At 64.1% G+C, this 16,881-nt stretch carries 11 protein-coding genes and 2 pseudogenes; 9 read left to right on the forward strand and 4 right to left on the reverse strand.

Going from position 1 to position 16,881, the window contains the following annotated elements; genetic code table 11:
- Positions 1 to 51: 51 nt before the first annotated feature.
- Both J2Y49_RS27795 and J2Y49_RS27800 read right to left on the reverse strand, forming a co-directional pair.
- Positions 52 to 1,521, reverse strand: a complete 1,470-nt coding sequence (locus J2Y49_RS27795; RefSeq protein WP_310118624.1) for an HlyD family type I secretion periplasmic adaptor subunit — start codon at positions 1,519 to 1,521, stop codon at positions 52 to 54.
- Entirely contained in the window at positions 1,508 to 3,670 is a 2,163-nt protein-coding gene (locus tag J2Y49_RS27800; protein WP_310118625.1) for a type I secretion system permease/ATPase, read from the reverse strand. The genes J2Y49_RS27795 and J2Y49_RS27800 overlap by 14 nt, the downstream gene beginning before the upstream one ends.
- Before the next feature lie 461 nt (positions 3,671 to 4,131).
- Here J2Y49_RS27800 and J2Y49_RS27805 point away from each other — a divergent pair.
- Positions 4,132 to 4,248, forward strand: a pseudogene (locus tag J2Y49_RS27805) (IS3 family transposase); the annotation flags it as partial.
- Positions 4,249 to 4,484: 236 nt separating this feature from the next.
- Positions 4,485 to 4,589: pseudogene (locus tag J2Y49_RS27810) on the forward strand (IS630 family transposase); the annotation flags it as partial.
- Positions 4,590 to 4,778: 189 nt separating this feature from the next.
- Here J2Y49_RS27810 and J2Y49_RS27815 read toward each other — a convergent pair.
- Positions 4,779 to 6,044: an aminotransferase class I/II-fold pyridoxal phosphate-dependent enzyme gene (locus J2Y49_RS27815; protein ID WP_310118626.1), complete on the reverse strand. Its 1,266-nt coding sequence runs from the start codon at positions 6,042 to 6,044 to the stop codon at positions 4,779 to 4,781.
- Positions 6,028 to 9,012 carry an NB-ARC domain-containing protein gene (locus J2Y49_RS27820; RefSeq protein WP_310118628.1) on the reverse strand — a complete coding sequence of 995 codons (2,985 nt, stop codon included), beginning with the start codon at positions 9,010 to 9,012 and terminating at the stop codon, positions 6,028 to 6,030. The genes J2Y49_RS27815 and J2Y49_RS27820 overlap by 17 nt, the downstream gene beginning before the upstream one ends.
- Before the next feature lie 257 nt (positions 9,013 to 9,269).
- Here J2Y49_RS27820 and J2Y49_RS27825 point away from each other — a divergent pair, with 257 nt between their 5' ends.
- From J2Y49_RS27825 to J2Y49_RS27855, 7 genes are read left to right on the forward strand one after another with little or no spacing between them, the layout of a single operon-like run.
- The gene (locus tag J2Y49_RS27825; RefSeq protein ID WP_310118629.1) at positions 9,270 to 11,513 is read left to right on the forward strand and encodes an excinuclease ABC subunit UvrA; all 2,244 of its coding nucleotides are present in this window, start codon (positions 9,270 to 9,272) and stop codon (positions 11,511 to 11,513) included.
- A gap of 7 nt (positions 11,514 to 11,520) precedes the next feature.
- Positions 11,521 to 12,306 carry a class I SAM-dependent methyltransferase gene (locus J2Y49_RS27830; protein WP_310118631.1) on the forward strand — a complete coding sequence of 262 codons (786 nt, stop codon included), beginning with the start codon at positions 11,521 to 11,523 and terminating at the stop codon, positions 12,304 to 12,306.
- Positions 12,303 to 13,247, forward strand: coding sequence for a hypothetical protein (locus J2Y49_RS27835; protein WP_310118633.1), 945 nt, complete (start codon positions 12,303 to 12,305; stop codon positions 13,245 to 13,247). The genes J2Y49_RS27830 and J2Y49_RS27835 overlap by 4 nt, the downstream gene beginning before the upstream one ends.
- Entirely contained in the window at positions 13,244 to 14,539 is a 1,296-nt protein-coding gene (locus J2Y49_RS27840) for an alanine racemase (protein WP_310118634.1), read from the forward strand. Before J2Y49_RS27835 ends, J2Y49_RS27840 begins: the two co-directional genes overlap by 4 nt.
- On the forward strand, positions 14,540 to 14,815 hold the full coding sequence (locus J2Y49_RS27845; RefSeq protein ID WP_310118636.1) for an acyl carrier protein: 276 nt from the start codon (positions 14,540 to 14,542) through the stop codon (positions 14,813 to 14,815). It begins immediately after the preceding gene.
- On the forward strand, positions 14,812 to 15,984 hold the full coding sequence (locus J2Y49_RS27850) for a hypothetical protein (protein WP_310118637.1): 1,173 nt from the start codon (positions 14,812 to 14,814) through the stop codon (positions 15,982 to 15,984). The genes J2Y49_RS27845 and J2Y49_RS27850 overlap by 4 nt, the downstream gene beginning before the upstream one ends.
- A gap of 3 nt (positions 15,985 to 15,987) precedes the next feature.
- Positions 15,988 to 16,878 carry a hypothetical protein gene (locus tag J2Y49_RS27855; RefSeq protein ID WP_310118640.1) on the forward strand — a complete coding sequence of 297 codons (891 nt, stop codon included), beginning with the start codon at positions 15,988 to 15,990 and terminating at the stop codon, positions 16,876 to 16,878.
- Positions 16,879 to 16,881 lie beyond the last annotated feature (3 nt).

A 16,881-nucleotide genomic window follows, 5' to 3' on the forward strand; every position in this document is an offset into this window, starting at 1 on the left:
GCCCGGTTGCTTCGGGGCCTTGCGGCTGCGGGATCGGGAAAGGTTCGGGACTCAGCGCTCGCGCATCGCGTCGTGGACGTGGGCGAGCACCGGGGAAAGCAGGTAGTCGAGGATGCGGCGGCGGCCGGTCTTCACCTCCGCCGTCACCGCCATGCCGGGAGCCAGCGCGATGTCCTCGCCGGTCTCGCCGCGGATGACGGTGCGGTCCAGCGCGATGCGCGCCGAGAATTTCGGGCCGTCGCGGTCGGCCGCCGTCACCGGTTCGGCCGCCCCGGTGCGTGCCGCCGCCCCGTCCGGCGGCAGGATCACGTCGTGCGAAACCGCCGCGACCGTGCCGGGCAGCAGCCCGTAGCGGGTAAAGGGAAAGGCGTCGACCTTGATTTCCGCCGGCATGCCGGGGTGGAGGAAGCCGATGTCCTTGTTCTCCACCTGCACCTCGACGACCAGGGTGCGGCTGGCCGGGACGATCACCATCAGCGGTTCCGCCGCCGTGACCACCCCGCCGACCGTGTGGACGGAGAGCTGCTGGATCACCCCGCCGACCGGTGCGGTCAGAAGCTGGCGCTCCCGCCGGCGCGCCGCCTTGGTCAGTTCCTGGCGCAAGGCGGCGGCGCGGTTCTCGGCATCGGCGAGGTCGGTCATCGCCCTGCCGTCGAACTCCGCGATCACCCGCCGCCGCTCGTCGCCCAGCCCCTTCAGCGCCGCCTCGGCCTCGGCCTCGCGGTTCTTCGCGGCGACGGCGCCATACTCGACCTCGGCAAGCTCCTTCTCCAGCTCCAGCAGGTCGAAGCGCGGGCTGTAGCCGCGCTGGGACAGGTTCCGCTTGGCCTGCACCTGCTCACGGATCAGCGGCAGGGTGGCAGCCAGCCGCGCCTTCTCCGCGGCCAGCGCCGCGATCTCCGCCCGGCGCTGGCGCTCCTGGCTGCCGATGGCGTCGAGGGCGGCGTCGCGGGCCGTCAGCTGGTTGGCCAGGATCGAGCGCTGCAGCGCCACCAGGGCGGCGTCGGCGGCGTGCGGCGGGTCGAAGCCGCGCCGGCCGGCCAGAGCGGCGCGCAGGCGGGCCGCCTCGGTCTCCGCCACCGCCAGTTCCCATTCGGCGCGCCCGGCGTCGGCGTCGCTGTCGGTGGGGTCGAGCTCCAGAAGCACCGCCCCCTGCTCCACCTGCTGCCCCTCGGTGACGCGGATGGCGCGGACGATGCCCGGCTCCAGCGTCTGCACCAGCTTGTTGCGGTCGCTGGGAATGACGCGTCCGCGGGTGACGGCGGTGATGTCGATGTGGCCGATCCACGCCCACGCCACGGCGGCGACGGCGAAGGCGACGATCAGCAGCGACACCGCCCTGGCGAACGGCGAGGGCGGCGTGTCCATCGCCTCCAGCGCCGCCGGCAGGAATTCCAGTTCGTGTCCGCGGCGGGGGCGGATGCGCGGCGGCGGGGGCGGGTTTGGCGGTGGCGCGGCGGGAGCGGCCGGCGCGGCGTGCGTCGCGACCACGGGTTCGGTCGCGGTCTCAGGCGACGCCATGGCCGACCTCCGCCTCTCCGCCCGCCTGCATCCGCCACAGCGCCGCATAGCGCCCGCCGAGCCGGATCAGGTCGTCATGGGTGCCCTGTTCGGCGATCCTCCCCTCCTCCACCGTGACGATGCGGTCGCAGCCGCGCACGGTGGACAGCCGGTGGGCGACGATCAGAACCGTGCGGTTGTCGCAGATGCGGCGCATGTTGGCCTGGATCGCCGCCTCGCTCTCGACATCGAGCGCGCTGGTCGCCTCGTCAAAGATCAGGATGCGGGGATCGGTGGCCAGCGCGCGGGCGATGGCGATGCGCTGGCGCTGTCCGCCCGACAGGCTGGCGCCGCGCTCGCCGATCACGGTATCGTAGCCTTCCGGCAGGCCCAGGATGAAGCGGTCCGCCCCGGCCAGCCGCGCCGCCTCGACGATCCGGTCCATCGGCATGCCGGGATCGGCAAGGGCGATGTTGTCGCGGATGGAGCGGTTGAACAGCACGTTCTCCTGCAGGACGACGCCGATCTGGCGCCGTAGCCACGCCACGTCCACCAGCGACAGGTCCACGTCGTCGATCAGCACACGGCCGGTCTCCGGGACATAGAGCCGCTGCACCAGCTTGGTCAGCGTGCTCTTCCCAGAGCCGGACGAGCCGACGATACCGACCGACTCCCCCGCCTCCACCGTCAGGTCGATGCCCTGGAGCGTGGGGGAGGCATCGGGGCGATAGCGGAATCCCACCCGATCGAAGCGGATACGGCCGCGGATGGCCGGCAGCGGCAGCCGCCCCGGCTTCGCCGCCGGTTCCGGCGTGGTGTTGAGGATGTCGGCCAGCCTTTCGACCGAGACGCGCGCCTGCTGGAAGTCGTTCCACAGCTGCGCCAGCCGCAGCACCGGCGACGACACCCGCCCCGCCAGCATGTTCACCGCCACCAGGGCGCCGATGGTCAGCGCGCCGCCGATCACCTCCTGCGCGCCGACATAGAGCAGGGCCGCCAGGGTCAGCTTGCTGACGAGCTGGACGGCCTGGCCGGCGACCACGCCCAGGCTGGTCGCGCGAAAGGCGGCGCCGACATAGGCGGCCAGTTTCTCCTCCCAATGGCGGCGCATCTCCGGTTCGACCGCCATCGCCTTCAGCGTCTCGATGCCGGAAATGCTCTCCACCAGGAAGGCCTGGTTCTCCGCCCCCAGGGCGAATTTGGCTTCCAGCCGCCGGCGCAGGATCGGGGTGACGGCAAGGCTGATCGCGGCATAGACCGGCAGCGACGCCAGCACGATGCCGGTCAGCGCAGGGCTGTACCACCACATCACCGCCAGGAAGACGACGGTGAAGACCAGATCGATGACCAGCGTCAGCGCCGATCCGGTCAGGAAGTCGCGGATGCGGTCCAGCTCGCGCACCCGCGCTACGTTGTCGCCGACCCGGCGCGCCTGGAAATAGGGCAGCGGCAGCGCCAGCAGATGGTCGAACAGCCGCGCGCCCAGCGTCACGTCGACCCGGCTGGTGGTGTGCGAGAACAGATAGCTGCGCAACCCGCCCAGCACCGTCTCGAACAGCGACACCACCACCAGCCCGATGGTCAGGATGTCCAGTGTGGTCAGGCTGCGGTGGGCCAGCACCTTGTCGACGACGACCTGGAAGAACAGCGGACTGATCAGCCCGAACACCTGCAACATGAAGGAGGCGAGCAGGATTTCCGAGAACAGGCGCCGGTATTTCAGCAGGGCCGGCACGAACCAGCCGATGCCGAAGCGCACCTGGGCCAGATCCAGCCCTGCCCGCCGGGCCATCAGCACCAGTTCGCCCGACCATGCCGGTTCGACCACCGCCCGCGGCAACGCCAGCGGCTTCGATTCCAGCGGATCCTGGATCAGCACGCGGTCGCCGTCGATCTTGGCGATGATGAAGTAACGCCCGTCGCGCCGCCTGGCGATGGCCGGCAGCGGCGTGGCGGCCAGCCGTTCCCAACGGGTGGTGACGGATCGCGCCTTCAGGCCGAAGCGCTTCGCCGCGCGCAGGATGTCAAGCGTCTCCATCGCCCGGCCGCGGGCAGCCTGGTCATGACGGAGCTGCTCCGGATCGGCGGGATGGCCCATGAGGCGCAGCATGAAGGTCAGGCATGACAGCCCGGTATCCGGAATCACGCTGTCTTCCACCAGACGTGGCATGCCTCATTTCCTGGATTGCATCGCGAGACCATGCTTGCGTCAGCGAATGTGCCGCTCGCGGAAGACAGCCGATAAGCTGCCGTCCCGCCGCGCAGCAGGCCAGCGCGTGCATGCCCACCAATAGATTTCCGATAAACGAGAAAAGTTACCTTTCTGTGCTACTTTAATAACGTTGGCCACTTGCCAAAATCAACGAAAATTGCGTTTGTATTCCGCGCATCTACCTAAGATAATATTCCCTTAGCACTGCGAAGCTAATTTTCGTAAAATTTGATGTGGCCGGCCACTGGAGCATGTGGCGCATGAGTTAGGCCTGCAGACTTCGGTGCTGCGGAACTGGCGGCGGGTTGCCAAAGGCCACCCACCGCGCTCACGGTCCGACGCTGCGGCCACATCCGACACCGCCGTGCCGGCGAAGCCGGATGAGCAGACGGCGGAGATCGCGCGGCTGCGGGCGGCCGGGGATGCGGCAGTCCATGTCGCGCAAGGGCTGCTGCTACGACAAAGCTCCCATGGAGAGCTTCTTCCACACTCTCAAGGTCGAGCTGGTCCATCGTACTCGGTTCGAAACCCGCGACCACCGAACCGGAGCACGATCGCTGGTCCCGGCCACCTTGACCGTCCAAAATGTCGCAGGTTTGGCGGCACGACCATACGGTTGCGGCTGGACCTCGGCTTCCTATGGGCTAAACTGGACGCGACGTCACCCTGGGCGATGTCCAGGTTGCGGCTGGACCACGGATTTCCATCGGCTACACGAGAGCGGCTTCCGACCGGACTGAATTCGGAAGCGCGTGAGGGTTTTCTTATCCGCGGGCAGCCGGTGCTCGATCCCATCCGCGTGGTGTCCCTCGACGAAACCTGGGCCAGCAGCAACATGACCCGGCGCCATGGCCGGTGCGTGCGCGGCCGGCGCATCACCGGCATCGAAAGCCTCTTCAAAATGCCGGCTATGCAACCGCTTCGATCGCGGCAAGGGCTTCGTCGTACTCGCGAAGCGGCAGCTGGTCGAACGATCGCTGTCATGGCTCAGCCGGTGCCGCTGCTTCGCTCGGAAACATCTATTCAGAACAATATCTTTGAATCATGCAAGAGATTATTGGAGTAATTATTTGAAATTATATCTTTCTGCCATGACCTTTGCGAAATTTTCTATGTGATGCGGCTCTGATAAGAAATTCAACCTGACGATCTCTGTTCCCTCTTCGAAGGCAAACAACATGCTTGCTCCGAGCATTACGGGCATTTTCATTGCTTGGCAGAAACTTAATAGGGAGTCCCGCATTTGAACGTGCTTTTCCGGGCGCGTGCCCCAAGGAATACGCATGGACCCTATATATCCGTTAACAATCGGATTCAGCTTGAGGCTTGATCCAGAAAGAAAAGATTCAATTATTTCCCGGCGAGTCAAAATTTTTTCTCTGCAATGATCAAGCATCCCCTTAAATTGGGCCGGAGATTGCGCAAATTCATTAAGAACAGCCAAGCTGAAACCGTCCAACCCTCCGGTTACAGCCCATTGCAGTGACTCATAATGGCTCCTCAAGGCTGGCGGATGAAGCGCAGCGGCAATGCGGAAGCCGTTAAGTCCAAGCGGCTTGAAGAAGCCACGCAGTCGGATTACCGGAGCATCAGCAACAAACCGTTCCGACTGCGACAGCCACGATGGGAAACGCATCTCCATCGCCTCATCTATGACAAGCCAACATCCCTGCGGAATCAAATCGATCAGTTGCTCAACGATGGATAAATTCTGATCGATTCCCAAACCAAATTTTGGCTGCGATATCCAGAATACGGTTGGAGATCTTGCTGTCTTCACATGATTTTGGATACCGCTCAGATATCCGCTGTCGGCATATGTTGGAAGTAGGGTTACATTGAAGCCAAGAAGATTCATCTGATAAATAGAGCCGAAATACAGTGGCGTGTCTGCAACAATATGAGTCACCCCCATATTTTTGAGGGCGAACAAAGTTCCGAGGCTGGCTGTCGTTACGGACGAAAAAATGCTAAAGCTGTCGTGACGGTATTTTCGACGATCCCAGCATTCAAGCAATGAACCGATTCCTGTTTTGGATTGTCCTAGATTATTGCCATGATCGACGTGATATCTTGCCGCGACGAAGGAAGCCGCCGATGTGGTGGTCGGAACGATCTTCAAGCCGGCGTCGGTGTCACGCCACCCCGATGGATCCATGGTTATCGCACCGGATTCGACGATGTCCTTGAAGTATTTCTCGTAGATCTCAGGAAAGTCATCCTGTGAGAATGGCGAAGATGAAGCCGTTGCGACATTGCCCGGCGGCCAAGCTTCGGCAATTTTCCGCCGCATCGGCTGGGATATCCACCTCGCTCTAGATATCCAGGACATGAATGAATCCTTCATTATCTCCCGCGATCAAGCGCTTGCCGTGCGAATCCACCGACAAGGTCGTGAAACCGCAGACACTCTCATAGACCTTCAGGAGTCGATTGTCGGTAAGGTCCCATAGCCGCACGGTTCTGTCGGTCGAGCCAGTCACAATCAGATTTGTGCCGGGCACGAATGCCACCGACCAAGGCCATCCCTGATGCCCGGGGATACGGAGAATTTCCATCCGGTTGACGAGATCCCACAGGATAACCGTGTGGTCGGCCGAACCGGATAGCAGGCGTGTGCCGTCGGCGTTGATATCAATGGCCCACACACTGTTCTCATGACCCACGAGATAATCCAATCTGGCAAGTCTGGGCAGCGTCCACAGGATGATTTCCCCTGTCGACGATCCGGTAGCAACCGTTCCACCATCCGGGGTTACTTTGAGATTCCAGATCCAATCGGGGATATCGGAAGGCGTCCCGGCATTTCTGGAGAGCGGAGGCCTTCTTTCCGTTGTGGTGTGCCAAAGGTGCAAGAGGCCTCCGGATCCGCCATACACGACATCGGGGCCGCTTCCAACCGGTGTCGTGGTGAGAATGATCTCGTTGTCGGCGTTCTTGCTTTTGGGTTGACCGGTAGCGCTCCAATTTTCACCGATCTCCCAAATTCTTACGTTGCCGTTGCCGCAACCGCTGGAAATCCAGCGGCCGCAATGACTCGGCACAGCGGACCAGACGGCCGCGTCATGCGTGCCAAGAACAGCACAGTTCGATGGCTCCATCACATCCAGGATGCGCACATGACCATCCTTGGACGCGCTGACAGCATGACGGCCGTCCGGCAAGAATCGGAGACCGATGACCCAATCGGAGTGCTTGTGCACCCTTGCGGACGTCCACCTCTCAGAATCGGTCCAGTCGGCAGCCTCGTATTCACTGTTATGCAGCCATTTGCTGTTGAACAGCAAATCCTGGGACTCCCTCTGCAGGCCGGCGGCCATCAGGTGATGGAACAAGTAATCGTAGCAGTACTGGTCGAGTGGCCCGGCCGCCCAGTCGGCGCCGCAGGCGCTCCGGTAGGCCTCCACCAGCTCGGCATGGATAATGTGCTGATTGGGGACGGTGGACTTGAGATATTCACCATAGATATCGTGGATCAGATATCGCCCATCACCCTTGTACGGCATCAGGAGAGAAATATCTGTCAGGAGATCAGCTAGGCCCTGGGCAGAAATATATCCTGTGCTGATTGGCTTCCACAGAAGCGCGAGGGTGGTCAGCGGAATAGGGACGTTCGATGGAAAGATGGCGCAACGCAAGAATGCGGCCTTTACCCACTGGTTCTCTTCCTTCAGATCATCGACGCTTGCCCTGAGAGCCGAAGCGACATCGTCATATTCGTAATCAGGCAAGGAGATCCGAAAATCACCGATTGGAGCTTGGTCCAGCCAATCCAGCACGCTCCTCCAATTGCGGTCCCGCCGCTTCGCGCTGCGGCCGATGACCGCAAGCATTAAAGGAAGATGGCCGCACCGCTTGGCGACGAGAGCGAGAATGCGTGCCTCTTTCCCTTCGAGGCGCTCGCTGGCAGTGGCAAGGAGTCGGCAGGCCTCCTCCTGCTCCATGGGCTCGATCGCCACATGGCGCGCCAGTACCTTCTCGCCGACATGATGGTTGCGGGTGGTGATGAGCAAATTGCTGCGGTCACCGATGTCTTTAAACGCTTTAAGGTGTTCTGCATTCCACACGTCGTCAAGGATGATCAAACAGGAGAGGCCTTGAGTGAGTTGGGCGATCTGCGTCCCTGCTTGGCGCCACGAGGGCAGCCGCGGCGGCGGTGCGCCGGTAAGCCATTCGATCAGCTGTTCCGGCAATTGCGTCATGTTCCTGACGTTGCGGCCGACCGGCAACCAGCAAATGCCGTCAGGATAGCGGTCACGCACCGCCTGGTCACGGGCGACCGCCGCAGCCAGAGCACTTTTTCCCACGCCCGGCATGCCGAAAAGACATACGGGCTGAGGACGACCATTCGCGCCGGGTGGGATGAGCAGCGCATCGCGAACGTGTTCCGAGTAGGCACCCCGGTGCACATAGTGGGCGGGAAGATGCGGCAGGCTGACCACGCGGCGTTGGCCATGGCTTATGTCCGGCTGCACGGAAATCCCGTCCCGCGAGAGCTTGTCGATCAGGGAGGCTCGATTGCAAGCCGCGCTCAGTGACCCCTGAACGAGAAAGTGGGAGATCAAAGTCGACCACGCAATCGCGGACCCGCCGGGCTCCACGAGCACGCTCCGAAGCAGGGAGTTGGCAGCCTCGCGGTCCCGTCCATTGCATCCAATGTCCAGCACATGAACGAAGAACATCTTCAGGAACCTGCCGAGATGCTCCTCGGAGGGCGCGGTGCCGCATTCCTGAAGCCAGGCCGCCCGCATCAGCTCAAAGAACTGATTGTTTGCCTTCTGTGCGCGGTTGGACAACGGCAGGTTCGCGTGCTGACTGGGGGCCGACTGGCGGAGTTGGTTCAGTAGGCTTGGCAACACCTCCCGAACGACGTTTGCCGATAATGGGTCGACGATAAGCACAAGGCGGTCGCGGTCGGGATTGAGAGGGCCCCGCCGAAGTCCCGCTCCCGAGCCCCTCTGGCAGTCGAGATATTGCCGAACAAGCTGTTGCAGCGCACCAGCAAAGCGGGCTCCTCTGTCCCCCATGGACAGCCCCTTCTTGGCCTGGACAAAAATCCGGCCGCCGCGGTTGGTCGGGACAACCAAATCGTCCACACAGGTCCCTGCCTGACAATAAATTTCCAAAGGAAATGTTGCCGCTGGCAAAGCCCATGGCAAGTCACGGCCGTTGCCCGCCAGCAAGCTCACCGCAAACCAGGCGGCGACCTCGACCTCGAACAAAACCCCGCCCGTGTTGGCCCTGCCACCGCCGTTTCCCGGCCGAAACTTCCTGTGTTTTCCCTCGTCCAAAATCTCCATAGTATTCCATCCGGTGACGGGTTCTGTGCACCAATAGACATTACAATGACTTACAGATAAAGACATAGATGATAAGACTCAGTATGCGACTTATCGACGCATTGATAACATAGGATTTGAATACTTAGGTATGTATCTTCTTGTAATTGACGCTTGATTTTTGGAGATTGCATATATATCGATGGAGATCGAGATCTTAGACTATCAATCGCAAATCGATATTCGACAAGATCTTATAAGAATTCGGACAAGCATCCATGGATATCGTTATTTCTGGTGCATGTGAGAATAATCTCAAAAGTGTAGACGTCCGGATACCGAGAAATAAGCTTGTCATTGTGACCGGAGTCTCAGGCTCTGGTAAATCGTCACTTGTATTTGATACCTTGTTTGCGGCTGCGCAGAGCGAACTTCTCAACTCCATTAACACCTATGCGCGGCAAGCGATGCAGCGATTCAGCCCGCCGCAGGTCAACGAGATCGAAGGACTATCTCCGGCAATTGCCATAGATCAGCGGCCGCTGGCCCGTAACCCCAGATCGACGGTTGGGACGGTTACAGACATTCATTCCTTTCTTCGGCTTCTTTTTTCACGAGTTGGGAATCCAATTCTGTCGGCAGGTGAATTCTCGTTCAACACACCGAAAGGCGCATGCGAGGCGTGTTCTGGACTTGGTGTCAGCCTTGAGGTCGAGAAGGCACTGCTCCTCGACATGAACAAGTCGCTGCAGCAAGGGGCAATCCGCCATCGCACCTGGAAGGTCGGCGGCCGTTACTGGAACATCGTCGCCGCTGTCGGCATGTTCGACATGAACAAGCCCTTGTATCAGTTTTCCAATGAGGAGATGGACAAATTGTTGCATCATCCTCCTTTGGAATACAGCAACCGTGATCCCGGATACGTACAGACCTTTACTTACGAAGGGATCGTCAGCCGTCTGATGAAGCGGGCGTCAGACAGCCGCGGCGGGAAGGAGTACGACGATCAGTTCTTCGTCAACGCTCCCTGCCGTCAATGCGGAGGGTCCAGACTGAACGCTGCAGCCCGGGCTGTGGAGGTCTGCGGCCACAGCGTCGTCGATTTGCTCAACATGGAGGTGCGGGAACTCAGACCCCTGCTGAATGGCCTTGAGGGTGCGGTCGCCCAGCGAATCGTCGGCGCCGTAACCGGACGGCTGGAGCATCTGGAGCAGGTGGGCGTGGGCTACCTCACGATGAACCGCTCCATCGACACTCTGTCCGGTGGCGAGGCGCAGCGAGTCAAGCTTGCCCGCCAGCTCGGCAGTGCGTTCCGCGAGATCATCTACGTTCTCGACGAACCGTCCGTCGGGCTGCACCCGGCGGACAGCGAACGGCTGGTGGTGCTGCTGCGCTCGCTGGCCGCCAAGCCGAACTCGGTGGTGGTGGTCGAGCACGATCTGGCGATCATCCGGAAAGCCGACGTCATCGTCGACGTCGGGCCCTACGCCGGAGCCCATGGCGGGGAAGTCCTCAAAGTCGGAACGCCGGAAGAAATCGCCGAAACGGACAGCCCGACCGGATTGGTTCTATCGGGAAGGCACACGATACCCGTACCGAAGCGCCGCCGCAAACGCACCCAGGCGCTGGAGGTGCGGCAGGCCAACCTCAACAATCTCAAGGGCGTCAGCGCACATTTTTACAAGAGCGTGCTCAACTGCATCACGGGGGTTTCCGGATCGGGCAAGAGTTCTCTCATCAAGGAACTGCTGCGCCAGATACCGAACGCGATCGTCATCGACCAGTCGCCGATCGGCAACTCCTCGCGCTCGGTCGTCGTCACCTACGTGGAAGCCTTCGACGACATGCGGGCCGAGTTCGCCCGCGCGACCGGCATGCCGCCGGCGCTGTTCGCGTTCAACAGCGAAGGCGCCTGCCCAGTCTGCGAAGGATTGGGATACACGCGTCTGGACATGCATTTCCTGGGCGACGTGAAGGAGGTGTGCGAGGCGTGCAACGGCCGGCGGTTCAATGAGAAGACCCTCGGCTACCGCTATGCCGGCCGCACCATCGCAGACATTCTCGACCTGACGGTCGAGCAGGCGCAGGATGTTTTCCGCTCGTCCGAAGTCCGCAAACGCTTCCAGCTTCTCCTTGAAGTGGGCGTCGGCTACCTGCGCCTCGGGCAGAGCCTGACCGAGCTGTCAGGGGGAGAGCGCCAGCGCATCAAGATCGCCGAGCGCCTCAGTAAAAAAGGCTACACCTACGTCCTCGATGAGCCGACCCGCGGGCTTCACCCGGTGGATGTGGGCATGCTGGTCCGCATTCTCGACCGACTGGTCGATGCCGGGAACACCGTGGTGGTCGTCGAGCACGACCTCGACCTCGTAAAATGTGCGGACTGGATCGTCGATCTCGGCCCCGGCGGCGGCATGGAAGGCGGCACCATCGTGGCCCAAGGCACGCCCGAAGAGGTCGCCGCCAATAAGAATTCGGTGTCCGGCAAGTATCTGGCCGAGGCGCTGGGCATAACGACCCGGTGAGCAGCCAATGAGTTTCTACGATGCTATGGCCGAATTCTACGATCCATGGGCGTCGGGCGATCCCGCCTGCGAGCCGAGTTGCGCCTTCTATCGCGGTCTCGGCCTTGCGAACGGCGGAACCCTGGTCGAAGTGGGGGTCGGAACGGGTCGGATCGCCATAGAATTGGCCAGCCTCGGCCGTCCGGTCATCGGGATCGATGCGTCGGAGCCGATGCTCGCCGTCTGCCGCCGCAATGCGGAGGCGGCTGGGGTGCCGGACCGCCTGACGCTCTGCCGCATGGACGCACGCCGGCTAGGTCTCCGCGGCGTAGACCTGCTGACGATCCCCTTTCGCACCATCGGCCACTTCGTCACTCCGGACGACCGGCGCGCGGTCTTCACCCAGGTCCATGCGGCGCTGGCGTCCGGCGGCCGCTTTGCCTTCGATCATTACGTCTTCGACCGGGCCTGGGCCGAAGCGCACGACGCCGTGCCGCGCCTGATGCATGCGTCCATCTCCAGCACCGGAGCGGGCCTCGTCGTCTGGGACACTTACCGGTACGATTTCGCCGCCGGCCGAATGGACTGTCTCATAACGGTGGAACGCACCGCTTCCGACGGAACCGTCGTCAGCCGCCGGCACAACGCCTTTCCCTTCGCATGGGTCGATGCCGCCGAAGTGCGAACTCTGGCGGCCGAGGTCGGCTTCGACATCGAGGCGGTATATGGCGACTTCGACGGCGGTGCTTTTTCAGACGCTTCCTCCAATCAGGTGTGGATCCTTCGCAAGGCGGGGGAGGGCATGGTCCGATGACGGGACGGCCGCTGCCCCCCTATTTCGGCAAATCCAGGGATACCGCAGCGGCGGCTCTCACGATGCTCGTGGCGGCGGCGGGGTTGCCTGACCCCGTTCACGCCGACTGCGCCACGGGACGCCCATTCGCCGTTCAGGCGCCGCTATCCCGCCCGACCTCGTGGCTGACACCATCGGTGGAGCCGCTGGCCGGCCTCGTCAACGGGCTGCGGATCTGTGGCTGCCCACCGGACATGCTGCCGATGCCGTCGGATTCCGGCGCCCGCGAGGGGTTCTGGGCGGCGCAGGCCAAGTGGCTGGCGGGGGGGCCGGTTGCCATCGGCCCCTTGAGCCGCTCCAGGCTCTGGGATTTCCTGGAGGACCGCTATCATGCCGAAGGCGGAGGTTTCGTGGTGATGATCGGCCTCGAAGCGGACGGAACCCTGATCGTCCACGATCCCGCCGGCTTCCCGCTTCGCATGGTGCACCGGGACAAACTCGCCGAAGCCGCCGAACCGGACGGCCGCACCTCCGCGGTGCGGGCGATCTCGGCAGCCGCACCGCCGGCCGGTGACGCGGCGGTGCTGGAACTGGGCATCGCCGTGCGCCGCGCGGCGGCCACAGGCGGCAGCGCGATTCGCGGCCTCGCCGACCGGATCGAGGCCGAGCTGCGGTCGAGCGAGCGAGCAACCCTGGGTTTCGGGATCTCCGGACGCGGGCGGTCGCTTGCCCGCATCGCCGGTCTCCTCGCGGCGTCGGACCTGGGCGCGAATCTGGACGCGAATCTGGGCAGAGCGCTCGATCGGCACCGGCGAGCCTGCGCCGACGCGCTCGACGCGGTCCGCGACACCGACCGGCGCCACCTCGCCGACGCCTTGCGGGACTTGGCGGAGCACGAGGACGGATTGGACGAGATCCTCGAGCGGGGCAAATCCCGCATGACCGGGCGAAGCGTGGCATGACCGGCGGCATGACGATCCCGCCCCTGCCGGCCGGTTGGAAGGACCGGGTGCGATGGGCTGCGGACAGGTTCGGTACGCCACTCTTCGTCTATTTCCACGACACGATGGAGGACCGGCTCGCGACCCTGCGGGCGGCCCTGCCCGACGGCGCGCACCTCTACTATTCCGCAAAGGCGAATCCGAACCCTTGGATCCTGCGCTTCTACACCGACAGGGGCCTTGGCGTCGAAGTGGCTTCGCAGGGCGAACTTTCGACGGCGTTGCGGGCAGGCGTTCCGGCCGGGCGGATCATCTTCGTGGGTCCGGCCAAGACCGACGACGAACTCGCCGCTGCGGCCGCGGCCGGCGTGGAGGCCCTCGTCGTGGAATCGGTGACCGAACTTGACCGCCTTGCCCGGCTGGCGTCCAGCGACGCTCCGGTGCCCGTCGCCCTGCGTCTGGACCTGGGACGATCGGGCGGGCGCCTTGCCATGTCGGGCGATACCCAGTTCGGCATGGATGTCGAGGATGCCGGGCGCGCGCTGAAGAGCGCGCTCTTCCTGCCGTCCTTGCGGATCGTCGGGCTGCATAGCTACGCCGGTACCCAGCAGGCGTCGGTGGAAGAGGTGACCGCTACCTGCCGGTCCCTGATGGAGCAGGCTGCCAGGCTCCAGGAGGCGACGCCGGCGCGCCTGACCTTCCTCGACTTCGGCGGCGGGTTCGGAACACCGATCCGGATGCGCGACCCTTCCCCCGACTGGAGCGGGCTGGGAGCCGCGCTGGCCCCCCACATGGCCGAGTACCGCAAGCGCCATCCCTGGACGGTCCGCATGGCCTTCGAGTCCGGCCGTTTCCTGATGGCTCCCGCCGGCCTCCTGGTCGCCACGGTCCAAGACGTGAAGATCAAGAACACCCGCCGGTTCGTGCTGTTGGACGGCGGCATCGCACAGTTCGGCTTCGATGACCACTATCGCGGCGCAAGGCCGCCGATGATCGAGGTGCTGACGTCCGCCGACGGGCCGGCGGACGCGCCGCCCGTCAAGGCAACGCTCTGCGGCCCGCTGTGCACGCCGGCCGACCGGATCGCGGCGGAGATCGACCTCCCCGCATTACGGCCCGGCGACCGCGTGTGCGTCCTCAACGCGGGTGCCTATGGGTTGACAGGCAATCCCGGCCTTTTTCTCGGCAGAGGCTTTGCGGCGGAAGCCGCGGCGGTCGCGGACCGCGTCCACCTCATCCGCCGCCGGTTCACGGCTGAGGAGTTCGCGGCCCTGACCATTCCGCCCGATGCCGCTCCAGGTGAGGTGAGATAAATGAGCATGAGATTGGAAACCGGACGGGCGACCCCCGCCGACATCATCGACGTGATCCGCCGCGAATTCCAAGATCGCTTCGCGGGCCGGCAGATCGACCCCGCCGCGCACCTGACTTCGGACCTCGGCCTGGATTCCATGGACATCGTGCGTTTGCTGGTGAGCCTGGAGGATCGGTTCAGCATCCGGTTCGACCCGGATGCCGTGGATCTCGACGCCGTCTTCACCAGTCCCGACACGTTGGCGACTCACATCGGCAATGAGTGCGGCGGATGACCATGGACATGAACGACACCAACCCGTTCCTTTCGCGCCTCATGGCCAAGATCCGGGAGCCGCGTCCGCCGCTTCCCCCGAACCAGCCGTTCTTCAACCGCATCGAACGAGTTCCCGCCGGGCTTTACGGCGAGGTCTGGTTCCGCACGGGGGGCTGCCGCTGGGACCGGCAGGGCGGCTGCACCATGTGCAACTACGGCCGGTCCGAGCCGCCGCAGCCCGACGCCATGGTGGAGTCGGTCCGGCAGGCGCTCCTGGCGCTGGAGCATCCGGTCGACGAGCTGATGGTCTCGCCCTCCGGCAGCCTACTCGACCCTGCGGAGGTACCGGAGGAGGCGCGCCGCCGCATCTACGCCCTGATGGCCGCCCATCCGGCCTCAGTGCTGCTGCTTGAGACCCGTTCGGAATGGGTCACGCCGGAGACGGCCGACGAACTGCTTGCCATCCGGCCGCCGGGACGCGGCGTCACCGTGGAGATGGGACTGGAATCGGTCGACCGGTGGGTCCGCCGCTTCTGCATCAACAAGGGCGGTTCCCCGGCCGACTTCGCGCGGGCGTCCGGGCTGCTTCGCGAGCGGGGATTGGGCGTCTACGCCAATGTCTGCCTCGGCACCGCCTTCCTGTCTCCGGCGGAAGCGATCGACGACGCCGTCGCGACCGTACGCTGGGCGCTGGACAACGGGGCGGATCGCGCGGTCGTGTTTCCGCTGCATATCAAGCCCTATACCCTGCTCGACGTGCTGAGCCGCGACGGCGGCTACGCGGCACCGTCATTATGGTCGCTGGTCGAGGTTCTGCACCGGCTCGGTCCCACGCTGGCCGGCCGCGTCGAGATCGCCTGGTACCGCAGCTATTACGACCGGGAAGGCAAGATCACCCGGTCTCCGGACACCTGCCCGCACTGCCGCGACGCAGTCGTCGGGCTTCTCGACGACTACCGGGCCCGACAGGACCACGGCACCGTGGACACTCTGTCGGCTTATCCCTGCACATGCCGGGACGCCTGGGCCGCGTCCCTCGCGGCGACGCATGGTGCGCGCGCCGACCGGGTGGCCACGGCGTACCGTTCGCTGGCCAACGCATTCGGACTGGGAAATTGGCTCGCCGCCAACGGCGGCGATCTGATGGCGGCGCTGTACGGGGCCCCCTCCGGACGGAAGGGGGACTGATCCATGCCGCTGTGGCTCTCCCGACCGACCATGATGCTTGCGCCGGACAGCGGCCGCGGACGTGACGCGCGGTTCGATTTCTATGTCGAAAACGCGGCCGCGCGCCACGGAACGGCCCCGCCCGTCTTCGCCGGTCTTTCCGGGGCCCCGGACGCGGACCATCCGGAAGCCGAGACGCTGGCCGGCGCGGCAGTGCGGCTTGCACTGCTCGACGCGCCTCCGGGCGCCGTGCCGACGCGGCTTCACGATTGCCGGAGCAGCCCTTCGATCGGCAGCCCGGCACCCTCTTACAAGCTTCTCGCCAAAGCGGGCCTGGACCGTGCCGTCCCTCTGGCGTTGCATGGGCAGGGCGGCACCGAGACGATCCAGGCCATTTTCCTGCGCCTGTGCGAGAGCGCCGGCGAGAGTGAACTGACGGTCCTCTCGGGCCTTCACTGGCCGGTCGGAAGCGGGGAGGACGCGGCATCCCGCGCCGCTTCAGCCGCTGCGGCCGCCCTGGTCTGCCCTTTCCCGCCACCTGCGGGCGGGTACCGCCTGCTTGGCGCCGCCGTGACCCGCCACCCGGCAGACGGACGCGCCGCCGCGCTGGCCGCCGTCCTTGGGGAGGCGCTGGAGCGGGCGGGCATGGCGGCCGGCGATATCAGCTGGACCGTGGCGCAGGAGGGAGCGGCGGATCCGCCGATGGTGCTGTCCACCGCGATGCCTGCCGCGCGTCTGGCGCGACGGACGGCGCGGCGCGGCATCGATCTGGGATGCGCCGACCTGCTGGTCTCCTTGCACGAATTGAGTGCGACGCTTTCCGCCGGAACGCCGGGGGCGCTCCTCGCAGCCGGGCAATTCATGTCGGCGGCAGCTTTGATCGTGGTTCCCGAATTGTCGATAGCGGAGCGGTAAGGA

Origin of the sequence: Azospirillum sp. BE72, from assembly GCF_031455875.1 — a bacterium.
In the GTDB taxonomy this organism is placed as follows: domain Bacteria; phylum Pseudomonadota; class Alphaproteobacteria; order Azospirillales; family Azospirillaceae; genus Azospirillum.

What these genes read in the sequence shown, in the direction of transcription:
- J2Y49_RS27835 (WP_310118633.1), top strand. Translation starts at nt 12,303, where the DNA reads ATGACGGGACGGCCGCTGCCCCCCTATTTCGGCAAATCCAGGGATACC.
- J2Y49_RS27795 (WP_310118624.1), bottom strand. Translation starts at nt 1,521, where the DNA reads ATGGCGTCGCCTGAGACCGCGACCGAACCCGTGGTCGCGACGCACGCC.
- J2Y49_RS27820 (WP_310118628.1), bottom strand. Translation starts at nt 9,012, where the DNA reads ATGGAGATTTTGGACGAGGGAAAACACAGGAAGTTTCGGCCGGGAAAC.
- J2Y49_RS27815 (WP_310118626.1), bottom strand. Translation starts at nt 6,044, where the DNA reads ATGTCCTGGATATCTAGAGCGAGGTGGATATCCCAGCCGATGCGGCGG.
- J2Y49_RS27825 (WP_310118629.1), top strand. Translation starts at nt 9,270, where the DNA reads ATGGATATCGTTATTTCTGGTGCATGTGAGAATAATCTCAAAAGTGTA.
- J2Y49_RS27840 (WP_310118634.1), top strand. Translation starts at nt 13,244, where the DNA reads ATGACCGGCGGCATGACGATCCCGCCCCTGCCGGCCGGTTGGAAGGAC.
- J2Y49_RS27800 (WP_310118625.1), bottom strand. Translation starts at nt 3,670, where the DNA reads ATGCCACGTCTGGTGGAAGACAGCGTGATTCCGGATACCGGGCTGTCA.
- J2Y49_RS27845 (WP_310118636.1), top strand. Translation starts at nt 14,540, where the DNA reads ATGAGCATGAGATTGGAAACCGGACGGGCGACCCCCGCCGACATCATC.
- J2Y49_RS27850 (WP_310118637.1), top strand. Translation starts at nt 14,812, where the DNA reads ATGACCATGGACATGAACGACACCAACCCGTTCCTTTCGCGCCTCATG.
- J2Y49_RS27830 (WP_310118631.1), top strand. Translation starts at nt 11,521, where the DNA reads ATGAGTTTCTACGATGCTATGGCCGAATTCTACGATCCATGGGCGTCG.
- J2Y49_RS27855 (WP_310118640.1), top strand. Translation starts at nt 15,988, where the DNA reads ATGCCGCTGTGGCTCTCCCGACCGACCATGATGCTTGCGCCGGACAGC.